18 protein-coding genes are annotated in these 16,238 nt (G+C 69.2%); 7 read left to right on the top strand and 11 right to left on the bottom strand.

Features of this window, described 5'->3' with window-relative positions; genetic code table 11:
- The first annotated feature begins 141 nt into the window (after nucleotides 1–141).
- Together MF270_RS10225 and MF270_RS10220 are read left to right on the top strand one after the other, a co-directional pair.
- Nucleotides 142–393, top strand: a complete 252-nt coding sequence (locus MF270_RS10225; protein WP_238365775.1) for a MoaD/ThiS family protein — start codon at nucleotides 142–144, stop codon at nucleotides 391–393.
- Between the two features lie 141 nt (nucleotides 394–534).
- A complete protein-coding gene (locus tag MF270_RS10220; RefSeq protein ID WP_238365774.1) occupies nucleotides 535–1,200 on the top strand; it encodes a dienelactone hydrolase family protein in 666 nt (221 codons plus the stop codon).
- A gap of 23 nt (nucleotides 1,201–1,223) precedes the next feature.
- Here MF270_RS10220 and MF270_RS10215 read toward each other — a convergent pair whose 3' ends face one another.
- Nucleotides 1,224–1,826, bottom strand: coding sequence for a TetR/AcrR family transcriptional regulator (locus MF270_RS10215; protein ID WP_238365773.1), 603 nt, complete (start codon nucleotides 1,824–1,826; stop codon nucleotides 1,224–1,226).
- 104 nt (nucleotides 1,827–1,930) lie between these two features.
- On the opposite strand from MF270_RS10215, the gene MF270_RS10210 reads away from it, so the two are divergent.
- Nucleotides 1,931–2,623: a PspA/IM30 family protein gene (locus MF270_RS10210; protein ID WP_238365772.1), complete on the top strand. Its 693-nt coding sequence runs from the start codon at nucleotides 1,931–1,933 to the stop codon at nucleotides 2,621–2,623.
- 38 nt (nucleotides 2,624–2,661) lie between these two features.
- A complete protein-coding gene (locus MF270_RS10205) occupies nucleotides 2,662–2,949 on the top strand; it encodes a YiaA/YiaB family inner membrane protein (RefSeq protein ID WP_238365771.1) in 288 nt (95 codons plus the stop codon).
- A gap of 2 nt (nucleotides 2,950–2,951) precedes the next feature.
- Here MF270_RS10205 and MF270_RS10200 read toward each other — a convergent pair whose 3' ends face one another.
- The 8 genes from MF270_RS10200 to MF270_RS10165 all read right to left on the bottom strand — a co-directional run bounded on the left by MF270_RS10200 (nucleotide 2,952) and on the right by MF270_RS10165 (nucleotide 11,285).
- On the bottom strand, nucleotides 2,952–3,956 hold the full coding sequence (locus tag MF270_RS10200; RefSeq protein ID WP_238365770.1) for a nitroreductase family protein: 1,005 nt from the start codon (nucleotides 3,954–3,956) through the stop codon (nucleotides 2,952–2,954).
- Nucleotides 3,953–5,053, bottom strand: coding sequence for a GNAT family N-acetyltransferase (locus MF270_RS10195; protein ID WP_238365769.1), 1,101 nt, complete (start codon nucleotides 5,051–5,053; stop codon nucleotides 3,953–3,955). Before MF270_RS10195 ends, MF270_RS10200 begins: the two co-directional genes overlap by 4 nt.
- A complete protein-coding gene (locus tag MF270_RS10190; RefSeq protein ID WP_238365768.1) occupies nucleotides 5,050–6,228 on the bottom strand; it encodes a hypothetical protein in 1,179 nt (392 codons plus the stop codon). The genes MF270_RS10195 and MF270_RS10190 overlap by 4 nt, the downstream gene beginning before the upstream one ends.
- Entirely contained in the window at nucleotides 6,225–7,097 is an 873-nt protein-coding gene (locus tag MF270_RS10185) for a HesA/MoeB/ThiF family protein (protein ID WP_238365767.1), read from the bottom strand. The genes MF270_RS10190 and MF270_RS10185 overlap by 4 nt, the downstream gene beginning before the upstream one ends.
- A complete protein-coding gene (locus MF270_RS10180; RefSeq protein WP_238365766.1) occupies nucleotides 7,094–8,020 on the bottom strand; it encodes a hypothetical protein in 927 nt (308 codons plus the stop codon). The genes MF270_RS10185 and MF270_RS10180 overlap by 4 nt, the downstream gene beginning before the upstream one ends.
- Nucleotides 8,021–8,233: 213 nt before the next feature.
- Nucleotides 8,234–9,769 carry a tripartite tricarboxylate transporter permease gene (locus MF270_RS10175; protein WP_238365765.1) on the bottom strand — a complete coding sequence of 512 codons (1,536 nt, stop codon included), beginning with the start codon at nucleotides 9,767–9,769 and terminating at the stop codon, nucleotides 8,234–8,236.
- Between the two features lie 3 nt (nucleotides 9,770–9,772).
- Nucleotides 9,773–10,204, bottom strand: a complete 432-nt coding sequence (locus tag MF270_RS10170) for a tripartite tricarboxylate transporter TctB family protein (RefSeq protein WP_238365764.1) — start codon at nucleotides 10,202–10,204, stop codon at nucleotides 9,773–9,775.
- A gap of 106 nt (nucleotides 10,205–10,310) precedes the next feature.
- Entirely contained in the window at nucleotides 10,311–11,285 is a 975-nt protein-coding gene (locus tag MF270_RS10165) for a Bug family tripartite tricarboxylate transporter substrate binding protein (protein ID WP_238365763.1), read from the bottom strand.
- A 174-nt stretch (nucleotides 11,286–11,459) separates the two neighbouring features.
- Between MF270_RS10165 and MF270_RS10160 the strand changes: the two genes are divergently transcribed.
- From MF270_RS10160 to MF270_RS10150, 3 genes are read left to right on the top strand one after another with little or no spacing between them, the layout of a single operon-like run.
- On the top strand, nucleotides 11,460–12,131 hold the full coding sequence (locus MF270_RS10160; RefSeq protein WP_238365762.1) for a response regulator transcription factor: 672 nt from the start codon (nucleotides 11,460–11,462) through the stop codon (nucleotides 12,129–12,131).
- The gene (locus MF270_RS10155; RefSeq protein ID WP_238365761.1) at nucleotides 12,124–13,518 is read left to right on the top strand and encodes a sensor histidine kinase; all 1,395 of its coding nucleotides are present in this window, start codon (nucleotides 12,124–12,126) and stop codon (nucleotides 13,516–13,518) included. The genes MF270_RS10160 and MF270_RS10155 overlap by 8 nt, the downstream gene beginning before the upstream one ends.
- Entirely contained in the window at nucleotides 13,515–14,543 is a 1,029-nt protein-coding gene (locus tag MF270_RS10150) for an ABC transporter substrate-binding protein (protein WP_238365760.1), read from the top strand. Before MF270_RS10155 ends, MF270_RS10150 begins: the two co-directional genes overlap by 4 nt.
- A gap of 1 nt (nucleotide 14,544) precedes the next feature.
- Here MF270_RS10150 and MF270_RS10145 read toward each other — a convergent pair whose 3' ends face one another.
- Both MF270_RS10145 and MF270_RS10140 read right to left on the bottom strand, forming a co-directional pair.
- Entirely contained in the window at nucleotides 14,545–15,306 is a 762-nt protein-coding gene (locus MF270_RS10145) for an SDR family oxidoreductase (RefSeq protein WP_238365759.1), read from the bottom strand.
- Nucleotides 15,307–15,363: 57 nt separating this feature from the next.
- Nucleotides 15,364–16,236 (bottom strand): 2-oxo acid dehydrogenase subunit E2, encoded by an 873-nt coding sequence (locus MF270_RS10140; RefSeq protein ID WP_238365758.1) that lies wholly within the window; start codon nucleotides 16,234–16,236, stop codon nucleotides 15,364–15,366.
- Nucleotides 16,237–16,238: the final 2 nt, after the last annotated feature.

Genomic DNA, 16,238 nt, shown 5'->3' with positions numbered 1-16,238 from the left:
GTCCGCGGCGTCGGCGAAACCGGCATCACCCCGCCGCTGCCGGCCATCGCCAACGCCATCCACGCCGCCACCGGCGCCCGGCTGCGTCACCTGCCCATGTCGCCCCAGAAGGTGCTGAAGGCGATCAAGGAGGCGTAAGCCATGGCCCGGGTAGACGTTCATCTCTGGGCCGGGCTGCGGCGCCTCACCGATGGGGAGGAGGTCGTCACGGTCGAGGCTTCGACCATCGGCGAAATGCTGGACGCGGTGATCGCCAAACACCCGGGCGTGGCGCCGATCCTCGAGGACGGTGTCTCGGTCGCGCTGAATGGCGAGATCTACACCGGCAATCGTCACCGGGCCATCGAGACCGGGGACGAGGTCTTCCTGATGCAGCGGATGCGCGGGGGCTGAGCCCTTCGCGTCCCGATGAACCGGCCCCGGCAGAGCGATCTGCCGGGGCCTTTTTCGTAGCGCCTTGCCGGGCGAGGCGGCCTTGACCCCATCGCGCCAAGGCGACACCGTGTCGGCGAAAACCGCAGACAGGCGAGGGGAATGACCATGGGCATGGAAAAGATCAAGGCCGCGGACGGGCACGAGCTGGATTGCTGGGTCACGCCCGCCGTGGGGGACCGCAAGGGCGGCGTGGTCATCATCCAGGAGATCTTCGGCGTGACCGACCAGCTGAAGGGCGTGTCGGACATGTACGCCGCCGAGGGCTACGAGGTCGCGATCCCCGCGCTCTTCGACCGGCAGGCGCCGGGCACGGTGGTGCCGTTCGATGATCCGATCCCGGGGCGCGACCTGATGATGTCGTCGAACCTCGAGGAAAGCGTCATGGATATCAGTGCGGCGGTCGAGCGTCTGAAACAGGCGGGCGGCAAGGTCGGCGTGATCGGGTTCTGCTGGGGCGGGGGGCTTGCCATCCGCGCGGCGCAGAAGCTGCCGGTGGATGCGGCCGTGTCCTTCTACGGCACGCGGCTGGCGCAGTACCTCGACGCGCCCTTGAAGGCGCCGGTGCTGGCCCATTTCGGCAAGAGTGACGACCACACCCCGGCCGAGCTGGTCGCGCAGACTGTCGAGGCTCTGCCCGAGATCGAGGTGCATTGGTACGAGGCGGGCCATGCCTTTGCCAACGACGCCCGGCCCGCCTACGTCGCCGAGGCCGCCGGGACCGCCCATGCGCGGACCAAGGCGTTCCTGGCCGAACACCTCGCCTGACGAAGCGCTTGCCCTTTGGGCTGTCAGCCCGCAGCGCTGCGCAGCTGGGCTGCGAGGAACGCATCGAGCTCTGCCGCCAACAGGTCCGGCGGCAGGGCGACGAAACGGTCCTCGAGCGCCAGCTTGACGATCCCGTGCACCGCCGAGAACAGCGTGCGCGCGCGGATCGCCAGCATGTCGCTGCCGAGGTCCGGGGCCAGCTGACCCAGCGGCGCCATCACCATCTCGATCAGCGGGCGGTGCTCGTCGATGTGCCAGTCCGGCACCGGCACGCCTTCGGGCATGCGGTGATCGAACAGCGCGGCCCAGAGATGCGGGTTCTCGTTGGCAAAGCCCCTGTAGGCATGGGCCAGCGCGCGCAGCTGCGCCTCGGGGTTGTCCGCGCCCTCTGACGCCGTGCGCAGCGCCGATTCGAGCCGGCCGAGGGTGCGCGAATTTACCCCTAGGACCAGCAGGTCCAGGTCTTCGAACGCATTGTAGAGACTGCCAAGCGCACAGCCGGCATCGTTCGTGACATCCCGCGCGCGCAGCATTTTCAGCCCGTGATCGCGGATTCGGGCCTCTGCCGCCTCGAGAATCCTCTGTTTCAGCGCGGCGCGCTTGCTGCCTGCCCCGGTGTTTGCCATGTGACCTCACGTCATTTATGAACATTGTTCAAAACAGGAGTTGAACAATGTTCAATTTCCCGCCATACCATTATTGAACAATGTTCATATCAAGGAGGCAGGAAATGCTCAAACAGCTTTTCACGACTGTCCGGGGCCGGAGGTACGAGGCGATGGAGGCGGTGGTCGACCGCAACGCCCTGCCGCTGCTGCGCCAGCAGATCCGCGATTGCGCCCATGCGGTCGAGATGTCGCGCAAGGCGGTGGCCGTGGCCATGGCGCAAAACGAACAGGAGCGGAAGCAGTTCGACCGGCTGGTCCGGCAGATCGAGGATCTCGAGACGCGGACGCTGGATGCGCTGGAAAAGGGGCGCGAGGACCTCGCCCATGACGCCGCCGATGCGATCGCCCATCTCGAGGCCGAACGCGACACCTCAAGTGCGGCGCAGGAGCGGTTCCGCGAAGAGATCGCCCGCCTGCGCAGCGTGCTGCGCGACAGCGAGGCCCGGCTGCGGCAGTTGCAGCGCGGGCAGCGGCTGGCCCAGGCCACCGACAAGACGCAGAAGATGCAGGCGATCATGCCCGACGCCGGCCTCACGACCCTGCGCGAGGCCGAGGCGACGCTGGACCGGCTCCAGACCCGCCAGGCCGAGCTGGACGCAACCGCCCGCGCCATGACCGAGCTGGAAAGCACCGGCAATGCCGACACCATCCGCGACCGTCTGGCCGCCGAGGGCTGCGGCACCCCGCTGAAATCCGACGCCGACTCCGTGCTGGAGCGGCTGAAGGCCCGCAAGGCCGACCAAAAGCAAGACTGATCGAGCACTCACCCCCCATCCCTGAAAGGACCAGACCCATGCACGACGATTACGCACCGCTTCCCCAGTCCAACGCCTGGAACCTCTTCACCATCGTCAGCTTTGCCGTCGCGGCGGCGATGATGGCCGGCGGCATCTTCTTCCTCGAGGCGAGTTTCGCCGCCAAGGGCTTCTACGCGATGTCCGCGCTGATGCTGGTGCACACCACCGTGTCGATCACCAAGACCCTGCGCGACCGCGAGGAAAGCCTGCGCCTGCACAACCGCATCGACGAGGCGCGGACCGAGAAGCTGCTGATGGAGGTCGCGCGCAACGACGCCGCGTGACCCTACGCCCGGTCGAGGATCACCTCGGCCGGGTCCAGCCTGACCCGGCTGGGCGGGGCCCCCGTGGCTGCGCCCAGCCGCAGCGCGTTGTACATCACCTCACCCTGTGGCAGCGTATGGGTGCGGGTGATCTCGGCGCGCGTCTGCGGATCGTCCGCCAATGCGGCGGCGGGCCAGGCCGTCAGTCCCATGGCGGTCAGCGTGAGCCAGTTGCGGTAGAAGGACCGCCCGGCGTCAAGCATCGCGCCACCTTCGGGCCAATGCATCAGCGCGATGCCACAGGCGGCGGCGGTGGCCTTTTCTTCGCCCGAGAGGGCAGGCCCGAGGCCAAGCCGCGCCAACAGGTCGTAGATCCGCGATCCCAGCACTGGCCGCGCCACGGCGGCGATGGCCCCCGGCATGTTCAGCGCCACCGGGTTCAGCCCGTCCTTGTGAAAGCGCGGATCACGCGGGCTGAGGCGCATCCAGGACAGCAGCTCGGCGCGAAAGACGCGGTTCCGCATGATCCGGGCCGAGGCGGTATCGACCTGCCGGGCCAGCGTGGCAATGGCGGCGCGGTCGGTCACAAGCGTCATGTGCGGCTGCTGCGCGGCCCAATCGGTCAGGCGACGCATCAGCCCTTCCCCGACCGGGCCGAATCCTGCACGGTTGCACTGCCGCGCGGCGATCACCTGGGCCAGCGCAAGGTCTGCGGGGTCGGGATCGCCCTCGGGCACCACCTGCGCCATTGCGCGATACCGGCTGTCGGGCGACCCGCCATAAGGCGGGGCAACCCGCGCGCCGATCCCCTGCGCCGCCAGCGCCAGCACCGTCCCCTCGAGCGCCGCGCCACAAGAAACCTTCAGGTCCCGCTCATCCGCATCCCCCACCGGCAGGCGCCGCGACAGGTCGGCCCAAAGGGTGATCCCCTCGGGCCCGAGCGACCGGCGCGCGGGCTGGGTGTTGTGGGTCGAGGGCGCCAGCCGCGCCATCGCGACCACCTCGAGGAACGTGTCGCGGTCGATCATGCCAGCTCCTTCGAAAACAGGTGCAGCCGGTGCAGCGGCACCGCGCCGCTCTTTTCTGCCTGCCGCAGCGAGGGCGCGTTGACGTCCGCGATCCAGGTCCCGCCGACGCGCCTGTACCCCGCCGCGGCCATGTCCCGCGCCATCTCGGACAACATCAGCGGGTTGACGCCGCGGTTCTGGAACTCGGGCATGACGCCCTGGAAAATCACCACCGCGCGGTCGTTCCGCGCCCGGTGCCGCAGGTAATGCCAGGGCAGGCTGGCCCGCATCCGAGAGCCCAGCCGCTTCAGCAGCGGGTTGAGGTCGGGGATGGCGATGACCGCCCCAGCGGGCCGGCCATGATAGTGCACGACCTTGGAAATGCGCGGGTCCATCACCCATTTCATGTCCCTGGCCTGGAACATGAATTCCTCGGCCGTCACAGGCACGAACATCGGGTTGTCCTTGAAACTGGTGTTGAGGATCGCCCGCGCATCCTCGAGCCGGGCGTCGATCGTGCGGCGGGTGACGGGGGCAAAGGTGAACCCCTCGGCCAGCAGGCCGGCGCGGATGTCGTCGGGCAGGACCTGGGGCTGGGCATCCAGTGTCAGCTCGAAGGTCGTCATGGGGAAATGACGGGTGAACCCGTTCGCCTCGAGCAGGCGCGGCAGGTGCGGCGGGGACCAGATCTGATCGGTGTAGGGCACACGGTCGAAGCCTTCGGTCATGATCCCGGCCTGTTGCATGGCGGTCAGGTTGAAATTGCCCGTCAGCCGCGTCATACCCGCCGCCCGCGCCCAGGCCTCGGCCGCAGCCAGCAGGGCCGAGGCGGCCTCGGGATCATCCGCGCAGTCGAAAAAGCCGAAGCAGCCCTGCGCCTCGCCGTGCAGCGCGTTCGAGGCGCGGTGGAGATGCGCCGTGATCCGCCCGACCGGGCGGCCATCCCGCAGCGCGGCGAAATAGGTGAAATCCGCCTCTGATCCGAACAGCGGGTTCTTGAGAGACAGGAACCGTGCGAGGTCGGCCTTCATCGGCGAAACGTAAGGCGCGCCCGCCCCGTAGGCGTTAAACGGCGCAGCGAAGAAGGCCGCGAAGTCGCGTTCGACGAGGGTGATCATGCCGGGCGCTCCTGCATCAGCGCGGCCATGCGTTGCAAGGCCAGCAGCGTGTCATGGGCGGCCTCGGTCCGTGTCAGGCCGGGGTTCGACAGGGCCACGATGCGCAGCGGATCGCGAGAGAGGCAGACAAGATGCGTCGCCTCGAACCGGGTGCACAGCCAGCCCAGCTGTTCGCTCAGGGGCCCGGTCACCGGATCGCCCGACCAGTAGACCGGCGCGGCGGCGAAATGGCGGGCGAGCGCGACGCTGTCCACGTCTGCCAGCTCGGCTTCTCCCAGCACCAGCGCGTCGGGCGCGCCGCTGCCCGCCTGCACCAGCCGCGCCGGGTCACGGGCATGGGCGATGGCGGACAGGATGCGCGCCTGCCGGTCCTCGATGACAAAGGCCATGGCCGCCTGCCAGATCGCCAGCAGCAGCACCGCCGAGAGCATCACGGCCCCCACCTGCACCGCCCCGCGCAGGTCCAGCCCGGCGATGGCGGTGACGATCAGCACGGCCGCGCCGGTGACGGCCAGCGCGGCGGCCACCCCCTTGAGGATCGCCCGCGCGGTCAGCCCCGCGCGGTTCATGTTGACCGACAGCCAGGCCAGCCCCAGCACGCCGATCCCGCCCATGCGCACAGGGATGTCGCCCAGGTCGTCGCGCAGGAAATCCGTCGCCAGCAAGGGCAGGATCAGCAGCAGCGACAAGGCCATGCGGTCGATCGACTGGTTCTCGGCCTGCGACAGGCTGGCCCGGTCGCGGGCCACGACCATCCACGCGACCCAGAGAAGCCCGACCACCTGCAGCGCCAGCAGCGCACCGATGCGCAGCGGGGTCAGGAACCCGGCGGGCAGGGGGGCCAGCAGGACCATGGCCACGGCCCCTCCGGTGACGAAGAGTTTCAGCGCGGGCGGGGCGTGGCGGCGGAGGAGTCCCTCGGCCAGCAGCATGGCGCAGAGGGGCAGCAACCCGGCCAGCGCCAGCGTCAGCGTGGCAGAGAGCCAGCCACCCGCGCCCCAGTAGATCACCCGCACGAACATCAGCGCCGCCAGCACCCAGAGGCAGAGGCGAAAGCGCCAGGCCAACGCCGGCGAGGCGGCAAAGCGGTCCACCCGCGACAACACCAGCAGCGCGCCTGTGCCCGCCGCCACGCCCACGGCGGAATCGGCGAGATATGCGGCCAGATCGCTCATCCCAGCAGTTTCCGGATCTCGCGCCGCACCAGCGGACGCAGCAGCGCGGCCAGCGGCGCGGGTAGCGGGTGTTCGATCTTGCCGCGATGGGGGTTCAGGAACCAGCCCCGGCACTCTGCCCCGCGCGGACGGCCGAGCACCGCGTTCAGCGCCTCGCCCGCCATCAGCGTGCCGGCCATGATGACCATGGGCGCAAAGGACATGCGCGACCGGGTGCCGGCCACGACCTCGCCCGCCAGCGCCAGGTCGACATGCTTGCGGGACGAGGAATGGGTGAGGACATGTTCCGCCTCGGCCAATGCCGCGGCCGCAACCTGGTCCTCGGTCAGCTTGTCCCACTCGGTGCCGATGGTGGGATAGCCCAGCCGTTCCTCGGGCATCGGGTCGGTCGCATCCGTCACGTAGACCGAGGGCAGCGGCGCGGCATAGGCGTCGATCACCCGCTTTCCGGCGGCGCGGGCGGTGCGGTAAAGCAGCAGCGTCGCGCCCGGGTCGTCGCAGCCGTTGATGACCACGCCCGCCTCGGAGACCAGCCGCCGGACCTGCCCGGTCCAGTCCGGCCCCAGCACCTCGATCCGCGCCTCGGGGTTGATCGACAGGCAGGCGTCGCGGGTCGCCTCGGCCTTGGGGGCGTCGATGGTCTTGAGCGTGGCAAAGAGCTGGCGGTTGAGGTTCGACACCTCGAAGCGGTCGATGTCGACAAGGATCAGTCGCCCGACGCCTGCGCGGATCAGCGACATCACCGCCGCCCCGCCCATGCCGCCGGTGCCGCAGACAAAGACGCAGCTCTCGCGCAGCCGCGCCTGCTCGGCCTCGGTCACGAAACCGAGGTTGCGGGTGGTCATTTCGGCATAAGTGAAATCGGTCATTTCGCCCCTCTCGCGCGCAGGATGCCAAAGGTGCGGCGGCTGTCGGACCAGTGCCACAGTGGCAGGGCCAGCCGCTGCATCACGGCCATCCCCAGCGCCAGCCCGGCGGCGGCAAAGCTGCGCGGGGGGACCTCGCGGGCGAGATAGCTCACCGCGGTCGGCAGGTCGATCTGCCCCAGTTGCAGCACGTCGTCGCCGCGGTCGTAATCCAGCTCGGCCCGGCAGAAATCGTTGTAGGCGGCGTCGCGGTGCTTGGGCGCATCGTCAAAGGTCTTTTTCAGGTCGTCAGAGCCGCCGGTATAGGCGTTGGTGATGACGAAACGGTCCTCGTCGAACCCGGCCTCGGGGCCGACGCCGAAGACATGGCGCTGGTGCGCCATGATGCGGCGCGCCAGCAGCAGGTGCATCAGGTGACGCCGCCCCTCGGGTCGCCCGCCCGCCGTCGGCGCGGGGAACACATTGGCAAAGCCAGAGGCGACCAGCCCCACGACTGCCGGCACCTGCGTGACATTCGACACCCAGAGCGGCCGCAGCCCGTTACGGAACAGCATCAGCGTGCAGGTCAGGCCGTAAAGCACCCAAGAGAGGCCGCCGCCCTGCGTGTCCGGGTCGATCATAACAAGGCCAAGGTGCAGCACCGTCTCGGACCGCCCGCCGAGATCGAGGTCCATCAGCGCCAGCGCGTTGAAGGCGATGGGCACGCCGTCGGACTTGCGCGTGATCAGCGTGATGACCGAGCGCTCCAGCCGCCCTCGGTCGCCGGAAAAGACGCCATAGGTCAACTGCCCGGCGGGCAGGGTCTTGCCCGCCACGGTGCGCAGGTCGGCGGCCAGCCCGGAAAGCTGCGCGTCGTCCATCCAGAGGCCCGGCCGCTCGATCACGCGGGCCTGGGCACCCGGCGCGGCGCGAAAGGAAATGTCCATGTACCGCCGGGACGCGGCGGCGAAGAATAGGCGCAGCAATCGTTGACCCGATGTTCCTGGCTCGATCCCTCTACCATGACAGGAAAATCCGGCAGGACTACGCCCCCAAGCGTTCTTTTCCCGGACCCGTGGCGCAGAACGCGCATTCGGGGGCCGGACATGCAAACGGCCCCGCGCGGGTGCACGGGGCCGCCTGTCAAAAGGGCAGTGCGGTCAGTCGCTGATCGCGCCTTCCTCGTCCTTGCGGGCATGCATCCGCGATTTGACCGTGCGGCCGATGACGACCGGCAGGATGAAGCCGATGATCGCGATGGCCCAGAGCGACAGCGCCAGCGGGCTGTCCACCAGCGTCCACCAGTTGCCGTTGTCGATGGTGATGGCGCGGCGCAGGTTGTTCTCCATCGAGTTGCCCAGCAGCGTGCCCAGGATGATCGGCACCAACGGCACGTCCAGTTTGCGCAGGCCCCAGCCCATGACGCCGAACCCGATCATGACCAAGAGGTCAAAGGTCGAGCCCGAGATGCCGTAGATCCCGACAAAGCTGACCATCGCCACGATCGGCATGAGGATGCGCGAGGGCACCATCAGAACGCGGGTGAAAAGGCCCACCATCGGGATGTTCATCGCCAGCAGCATGAAGTTCGCAATGAAAAGCGCGGCGATCAGGCCCCAGACAACGTCCGGGTTCTGGGTGAAGAGCAGCGGGCCCGGCGTGATGTTCAGCGCCAGCAGCACCGCCAGTAGCACGGCGGTCGTGCCCGAGCCCGGCACGCCCAGCGCCAGCATCGGCACCAGCGCGCCCCCGGCGGCGGCGTTGTTGCCCGCCTCGGGCGCCGCGACGCCGCGCGGATCGCCGGTGCCGAAGGTGCCGTCCTTGTCGACCAGCCGCTTTTCCATCGAGTAGCTGATGAAGGACCCCAGCGAGGCCCCCGCGCCCGGCAGAACGCCAGCGAGGAAGCCGAGGAACGAGGTCCGCAGCATGGTCGGGATGCATTGCTTGATCATCGACATCGGCGGGTAGAGCTTGCCGATCTTCAGCTTGGTCGCGTCCGCGTTGCCGCCGTGGCGGTTCTCGAGAAAGATGAAGACTTCCGACAGGGCGAACAGGCCCACGATGGCGACGAGGAAGTCGAGTCCGTCATAAAGGTGCACCTCGCCGAAGGTGAAACGCGGCACGCCGGTCTGGGTGTCCACGCCGATCATCGCAAGGCCAAGGCCCAGGGCGGCGGCAAAGGCCGATTTGGCCTGGTTGGTCGAACTGACTCCGCCCAGCGTCATGAACGCCAGCGCGAACAGGGCAAAGTACTCTGCCGGGCCGAACAGCAGCGCGATCTTGACCAGCTGCGGGGCCAGCAGGATCAGGCCCCAGGTGGCAAAGAAGGCACCGACGAATGACGCGATGCCCGAGAGCGACAGCGCCTCGCCGGCAAGGCCCTTCTTGGCCATCGGATGCCCGTCGAGACAGGTCATCATCGCCGGCTCGTCGCCGGGGATGTTCAGCAGGATCGAACTGATGCGCCCGCCGTACATGGCCCCGTAGTAGACCGAGGTCAGAAGGATCAGCGAAGGCGTCGCGCCAAGGCCAAGGGTAAAGGCCAGCGGGATCAGGATCGCCACGCCGTTCGACGGGCCCAGGCCGGGCAGCGCGCCCATGATCGTGCCCAGGAAACAGCCCAGCAGCGCCAGCGCCAGGTTCTGCCAGGTGAGGGCGATCAGGAAGCCGTCACCGAGGTTGGAAAGCGTCTCCATGGCTCAGAACCCCCAGGGGCCGCGCGCCAGCGACAGGCCAAGCGCGAGGTGGAAGATGACGTAGATGCCGACCGAGGTGCCGACGCCGACCAGCACCGATTCCAGCGCGCTCGACCCCAGCCGCCAGGCCAGGTAGGCGGCGGCAAAGGCGGTGGCGGCGACGAAACCGGCGACCGGAAGCATTTCGGCGTACAGGATCATGACGACCACGGCGGCGGCAATCTCGGCCAGGCGGCCGATGGCAGGCCAGTGCGGCTCGGGGTCGGGGCGCAGCGCGATCACGGCGCTCGAGAGGCCCAGGATAGCGGCGATGATGATGGGAAAGGCCTTGGGCCCCACGGCATCGGAGAGGAAGCTTTCCTCGATTGCCAAGGCGGCAAGCACGAATCCGATGGACAGCAGGACGCCGAACAGGCCGAAGATACGGTCGCTCATGGCGCGCTCCTTCGACGTAAAGCGTTTGGGAAATGGCCACCCCTTTGGGAAGGGGTGGCCGGGGAGGGGCGCGCCGGGCGCCGGGCCCGGCGATGCTCCGTGGTGGTTACTTGATGATCCCGATCTCGCGCGAGATGTCCTGGATCTGCTGGACCGAGGCAGCCACGAACTCTTCGAACGCGGCGCCCTGCAGGTCGAGCGGGGCCATGCCGTTGGCCGCCATCACCTCTTTCCACGCGTCCGAGGCATAGAGGTCGGCGATCTTGGACACCCAGGCGTCATAGGCTTCGTCCGTCATGTCGCCGGGCGCGTAGAAGCCGCGCCAGTTGGCGCCGATGGCCTCGATCCCCTGCTCGCGGGCGGTCGGGAAGGCGGCGAATTCGCCGTCCAGCCGCTCGGGCGCCAGCACCGCGATCACCTTGATGTCGCCGCTGTCGACAAAGCCCTTGGCTTCGGAAATGTCGCCGGTGAAGGCCTGGACCGAACCGGCCAGCAGCTGCGTCACCGCCTCGCCGCCGCCGTCGAAGGCGATGTACTTGACCGAGCGGACGTCGTCGATGCCATGGGCATTGGCCGCGATCAGCACTTTGAGGTGGTCCCAGCCGCCCACGGCCGAGCCGCCGGCAACCGACACGCTGGTCGGGTCATTCTTGATCTGGTCCAGCAACTCGGGCAGCGTGTTCACGTCGCTGTCAGCGGCCACGGCGATCACGCCGTAATCGGCACCGATCGAGGCGAGCCAGCGCACCTGGTCCATGGTGTTGCCCGGGTAGGCGCCCTGCGCCAGCCGCGTCGCCGTCGCGGTCGAGGCCGCGACGATCAGGTCGTTGTCATCGCCGCGCTTGTTGACGACTTCGGCAAAGGCCACGCCGCCGCCGCCGCCGGCCAGGTTGACGACCTGCATGGTCTTGTCGATCAGGCCCAGGTCCTGCATCGACTTGCCAACCTGGCGGCAGGTAAAGTCCCAGCCGCCGCCCGGGTTGGCGGGCGCGATGCATTCGGGGTTTTCCTGGGCCGATGCGGCAAAGGCCGAGGCGCCAAGCGCCAGGGCCGCAATCAGGGTGCGGGTTTTCGTGATCATGTCTGTTCTCCTCCTCGTGCGCCAGGCCGTGGCCGGGCGCGGAACCTTCGCCCGGGAAGGGATGCCGGCGCTTTGCAGCCGGTCCCCGCGCGGGTTAGAAAGGGATTAACCGAGGAACCTGTCACCAACCTGTCAGGCCGACAGGTTTTCGCTGGGCATCATGGGAGGGCGGACATGCGCGTTCTGATCGTCGAAGACGCGGTCGACCTGGCCGAAGGCGTCGTGGCGCGCTTTGCCAAGTCGGGCATGGCCTGCGATCACGCCGACAGCCTGGCCGCGGCGCGCGATTTCCACGCGGTGCAGACATACGATGTCATCGTGCTCGACATCAATCTGCCGGACGGGTCGGGGCGCGACTTCCTGCGCGATCTGCGAGCGGGCGGCGACCGGACGCCGATCCTGATGCTGACCGCGCTCATATCCGTCGATGACCGGGTCAGCGCGCTGGACCTCGGGGCTGACGACTACCTCGTCAAACCCTTCGATCAGCGCGAGCTCGAGGCGCGGGTGCGCGCGCTGGTGCGCCGCGAGGCGGACCACAAGAGCGACGAGATCGCGCTGGGCCCGCTCAGCTATTCCCCCGCAGGCCAGGGGGCCACGCTGAACGGCGCCCGGCTGGACCTGACGCGGCGCGAGGCGGCGCTGCTGGACGTGCTGATCCGCCACCGGGGCCAGGTGGTGACCAAGCAGCGGCTCTACGATTCCCTCTTTGCCTTCAACGACGCGGATGTCGGCCTGAACGCCATCGAGCTTTACATCGCGCGGCTGCGCAAGAAGCTGGCGGGCAGCCCGGTGGGCATCTCGACCCAGCGCGGGGTCGGCTACCGGATCGGGCTGGATGACTAGGCGCGGCGCGCCGCCCAGCCTGGCCGCCCGCGTCGTCGGGGCGGTGCTGACGATCCTGCTGGTGGGCGGCGTGCTGGTCTCGGCCTCGACCTGGCTCAACGGGCGGCAGGCGGCGCGCCAGGCCTATGACCGGGTGCTCCTGGGCGCCGCGCAGGACATCGCGGAATCGATCCGTGTGCTGGACGGCGCGCCCTTCGTCGACCTGCCGGTTTCGGCCTTCGAGCTGCTGGCCCAGGCGCCGGACGACCGCATCTACTATGCCGTGCGCGGCCCCCGTGGCGGGTTGGTCACCGGCCTCTACGACGCCCCAGTCGACGGGGACGACCGCCCGCCCGGGGTCGATCCGGTCTATTTCGACGGCGCGCTGCAAGGTGAAGCCGCGCGGTTCGTGCAGGTCACGCGCCGCTTTGCCGAGCGCAGCTTTTCCGGTGCCGTCACCGTGACCGTCGGCCAGACCACCCATGCGCGGCAGGCCATGGCGCTGGACCTGATGCTCGACGCCCTCGTGCCGATGATCGCCGCTGGGGTGGCGCTGATGGTGATGTCCTACTTTGTCCTGCGCTCGGCCGTGGCGCCGCTGCTGGCGCTGTCGGACGGGCTGGCGCGGCGCGATCCCTATGACCTGACGCCGATGCAGACCGAGGGGCTGCCGCGCGAGCTGCAGGTCATGATCGACGCCATGAACCGCTTCATGGGCCGGCTGGACCGGCAGGTGGAGGCGATGCGCAACCTCATCTCGGACACGGCGCACCAGCTGCGCACACCCGTGGCCGCGATCCGGGTGCAGGCCGAATCGATCCAGGAGAGCGACGACACCACCGCCAGCGCCAAGGCGATGGAGCGGCTCTTGGCGCGGACCCGCTCGCTGGGTCGGCTGCTTGACCAGCTCTTGTCGCGGGCACTGGTGATCCACCGCACCGACAGCGCGCCTCGGGTTGCGCTCGATCTGCGCGAGGTGGCGCTGGACATGATCGACCGGCGCGACCACGAGCTGCTGGCGCCGGGGGTCGAGGTCACGCTCGAGATCGGAGAGGAGCCGGTGAGGGTCATGGCCGACGACTTCTCGGTCGGGCAGGCGACCAAGAACCTGCTGTTCAACGCGTTGAAACACGGGGCGCCCCCCGTCGCGATCGGAACCGAGGTGCGCGGCAGCGAGGCCGCGATCTGGGTGCAGGACGCCGGCCCCGGCCCCGACCCGGCCGTGTCCGCGCGGCTGGGCCAGCGGTTCGAACGCAGCACAGCCTCGCAGGAGGACAGCGCCGGGCTTGGCCTGTCCATCGTCGCCGCCGTCGCCACAGCGCTGGGCGGCCGGGTCGAGATGGGCCCGCGCGATGGCGGCTTCCGCATCGCGCTGGTCCTGCCGCTGGCACCGGAGACGACCAAATGATCCGCCTCATGATGGCCCTGCTGCTGCTCGCCCTGCCTGCCTGGGCGCAGGAGGACACGGCCCGGTTCGGCACCGGCGCCACGGTGCTCACGCTGCGGTCCACCACCGACATCGCCATCGTTCGGCCCGCGATCGAGCGCTTCGTCGCCACCAACCCGGACCTGTCGGTCGCCTATGAACAATGGGGCTCGAACGACCTCTTCGCCGACAGCCGTGCGGCCTGCGACGGGGAACACGCCCCCGCCGACGCGGTGCTGTCCTCGGCCGTGCAGCACATGGTCTGGCTGGTCAACGCCGCCTGCGCCCAGCCCTACCAATCGCCCGCGACCGACAGCCTGCCGGACACCCGGCGCTGGCGGAACGAGCTTTGGGGCCTGACCGAGGAACCCGCCGTCATCATCTACAACCGTCGCATCATCGCCGATGCCGATGTGCCGCGCAGCCGGTTTGCCCTGCTCGACCTGATGCGCGCCCCGCCCGACGCGCTGGTCGGGCGCATCGCGACCTATGACATCGGGGCCTCGGGGCTTGGCTACCTTTTCGCTCATGCCGACAGCCTCGAGGCGACGACCTTCGGCGCGATGCTGGAAGGCTTCGCGCGGGTTGATGCCGTGGCCACCTGCTGCTCGGCCGAGATCATCGAGGGCGTGGCCAGCGGGCGCTACCACATCGCCTACAACGTGCTGGGGTCCTACGTGGCGGGCGACATGGACCGCGACGTGGGCGTGATCCTGCCCGAGGATTACACGCTGATCCTGTCGCGCAGCTACATGATCCCGCGCGGGGCGGCGCATCCGCAGGCCGCCGCGCGGCTGCTGGACTTCCTGCTGTCCGCGCAGGCGCAGGAGATCCTGGCCGAGGCCGGCCTTGTCATGACCCGCGACCTGGTCGAGACGGCGCTGGGCGCCAGCGGGCGGCGGGTGATCGCGCTGTCTCCGGCGCTGCTGGTGGCACTCGACCGGAACCGGCGGGCGCAGCTTTTCGCGCTCTGGGACAATGCCTTCCGGACGGAACGCGGGCCGTAGGTCAGCGCGCCAGCCAGCCGCCGTCGACCGGCACGACCGCGCCATGCATGAACGCCGCCATCTCGCTGCACAGGAACGCGACGGGCCAGCCGATTTCCTCGGCCTCGCCCCAGCGTCCGGCGGGAACGCGCGCCATCAGGGCGGCCGTGCGCTCGGCATCGGCCTGCAGCGCGGCGGTGTTGTCGGTGGCGATGTAGCCCGGCGCGATGGCGTTCACGTTGACGCCCTTGGCGGCCCATTCGTTGGCGAAAGCCCTGGTCAGCTGCCCCACCGCGCCCTTGGACGCCGCGTAGCCCGGCACCAGGATGCCGCCCTGGAAGGTCAGCACCGAAGCGAGGTTGACGATCTTGCCCCGGCCCCGTTCGACCATGCGGCGGCCCAGCTCGCGGCTCAGCAGGAAGACCGCGTCGAGGTTCACGGCCATGACTGCGTCCCAGTCGGCGGTCGCATGCTCGGCCGCCTCGGCCCGGCGGATGATCCCGGCATTGTTGACGAGGATGTCGACCTGCGCGCCCTCGGCGTCCAGCCCCGCGATCAGCGCGTCGATGGCATCGCGATCCGACAGGTCGCAATCGCGCGGCACGAACCGGCCCGGCAGCCCGTCGAAGGCGCCGCCCATGTCCTGCGCGCAGATCGCCGTGCCCAGCCCGATCACGTCGGCGCCGCAGGTGGCCAGCACGCGGGCGATGGCAAGCCCGATGCCCCGGCTCGCGCCGGTGACAAGGGCGGTCTGGCCGCTCAGGTCGATGGTCGGGTGGGTCATGGCTGTCTCCTCCGGGGCGATGCTAACAACCGCGCGGGCGGCGCGGCAAGACGCGGGTCAGACCATCATCCGGCGCGGATCGGCGATAAGCCCGCAGAGATGGCCCATGAACCGCGCCGCATCCGCCCCGTTGATCACCCTGTGATCGTAGCTGAGGTCGAGCGGCGCCATTCGCACCGGGCGGGGGCTGTCGCCATCCCAGACCGTGACTGTCTCGGTCCGCGTGATGCCAAGGATCGCCAACTCGGGCGGGTTCACGATGGGGGTGAAGCCGATGCCGCCGATCCCCCCAAGGTTCGAGATCGACATCGAGGCGCCGCCCATCTCGCCCGGCTTGATCTTGCGGTCCTGCGCGCGGGACGCGAGATCCGCGATCTCGGCCGCGATCTGCCACAGGCCCTTGCGGTCGGCGTCGCGGATGACAGGCACCATCAGCCCATGCGCCGTGTCGACGGCGATGCCGATATGTACGTAATCCTTGAGCACCAGCGTCTTGCCATCGGCGCTGAGCGACGCGTTGAAGCGCGGAAAGTCCCGCAGCGCCCGGGCCAGCGCCTTGACGTGGAACGCCAGCGCGGTCAGCCGCACCCCGCGCGCCTGCGCCTCGGGTTTCAGGCTGGCGCGCAGGGCCTCGATCGCCGTGACCTCGGCCCGGTCGTGGTGGGTCACCTGCGGGATCACCGCGTTCGCGGCGGCGAGGTTGGCGGCGGCGAGTTGGGCAAACCGGCTCATCGGCTCCTCGGTCACCGGGCCGTGGGCGGCGTGGTCCACCTCCCACAAGGCGGTGTCGCCCGGGGCCGGCGGCCGTTTGCCTTGCAGGTCCTCCATCGCGATGCTGGTGCGGCCGAGGTCACGGGCCAGCTTGTCGAGGTCGATGCCCTTTTGCAGGGCCTGCGCCCGGACCGAGGGCGGGGCGATGATGTCGCTCATTG

The sequence above is a fragment of the Mesobacterium pallidum genome (assembly GCF_019966535.1).
In the GTDB taxonomy this organism is placed as follows: domain Bacteria; phylum Pseudomonadota; class Alphaproteobacteria; order Rhodobacterales; family Rhodobacteraceae; genus Mesobacterium; species Mesobacterium pallidum.
Note: the sequence above shows the minus strand (reverse complement) of the source record. Positions and strands in the feature narration are given on the sequence as shown.

What these genes read in the sequence shown, in the direction of transcription:
- MF270_RS10225 (WP_238365775.1), top strand. Translation starts at nt 142, where the DNA reads ATGGCCCGGGTAGACGTTCATCTCTGGGCCGGGCTGCGGCGCCTCACC.
- MF270_RS10220 (WP_238365774.1), top strand. Translation starts at nt 535, where the DNA reads ATGACCATGGGCATGGAAAAGATCAAGGCCGCGGACGGGCACGAGCTG.
- MF270_RS10215 (WP_238365773.1), bottom strand. Translation starts at nt 1,826, where the DNA reads ATGGCAAACACCGGGGCAGGCAGCAAGCGCGCCGCGCTGAAACAGAGG.
- MF270_RS10210 (WP_238365772.1), top strand. Translation starts at nt 1,931, where the DNA reads ATGCTCAAACAGCTTTTCACGACTGTCCGGGGCCGGAGGTACGAGGCG.
- MF270_RS10205 (WP_238365771.1), top strand. Translation starts at nt 2,662, where the DNA reads ATGCACGACGATTACGCACCGCTTCCCCAGTCCAACGCCTGGAACCTC.
- MF270_RS10200 (WP_238365770.1), bottom strand. Translation starts at nt 3,956, where the DNA reads ATGATCGACCGCGACACGTTCCTCGAGGTGGTCGCGATGGCGCGGCTG.
- MF270_RS10195 (WP_238365769.1), bottom strand. Translation starts at nt 5,053, where the DNA reads ATGATCACCCTCGTCGAACGCGACTTCGCGGCCTTCTTCGCTGCGCCG.
- MF270_RS10190 (WP_238365768.1), bottom strand. Translation starts at nt 6,228, where the DNA reads ATGAGCGATCTGGCCGCATATCTCGCCGATTCCGCCGTGGGCGTGGCG.
- MF270_RS10185 (WP_238365767.1), bottom strand. Translation starts at nt 7,097, where the DNA reads ATGACCGATTTCACTTATGCCGAAATGACCACCCGCAACCTCGGTTTC.
- MF270_RS10180 (WP_238365766.1), bottom strand. Translation starts at nt 8,020, where the DNA reads ATGGACATTTCCTTTCGCGCCGCGCCGGGTGCCCAGGCCCGCGTGATC.
- MF270_RS10175 (WP_238365765.1), bottom strand. Translation starts at nt 9,769, where the DNA reads ATGGAGACGCTTTCCAACCTCGGTGACGGCTTCCTGATCGCCCTCACC.
- MF270_RS10170 (WP_238365764.1), bottom strand. Translation starts at nt 10,204, where the DNA reads ATGAGCGACCGTATCTTCGGCCTGTTCGGCGTCCTGCTGTCCATCGGA.
- MF270_RS10165 (WP_238365763.1), bottom strand. Translation starts at nt 11,285, where the DNA reads ATGATCACGAAAACCCGCACCCTGATTGCGGCCCTGGCGCTTGGCGCC.
- MF270_RS10160 (WP_238365762.1), top strand. Translation starts at nt 11,460, where the DNA reads ATGCGCGTTCTGATCGTCGAAGACGCGGTCGACCTGGCCGAAGGCGTC.
- MF270_RS10155 (WP_238365761.1), top strand. Translation starts at nt 12,124, where the DNA reads ATGACTAGGCGCGGCGCGCCGCCCAGCCTGGCCGCCCGCGTCGTCGGG.
- MF270_RS10150 (WP_238365760.1), top strand. Translation starts at nt 13,515, where the DNA reads ATGATCCGCCTCATGATGGCCCTGCTGCTGCTCGCCCTGCCTGCCTGG.
- MF270_RS10145 (WP_238365759.1), bottom strand. Translation starts at nt 15,306, where the DNA reads ATGACCCACCCGACCATCGACCTGAGCGGCCAGACCGCCCTTGTCACC.
- MF270_RS10140 (WP_238365758.1), bottom strand. Translation starts at nt 16,236, where the DNA reads ATGAGCGACATCATCGCCCCGCCCTCGGTCCGGGCGCAGGCCCTGCAA.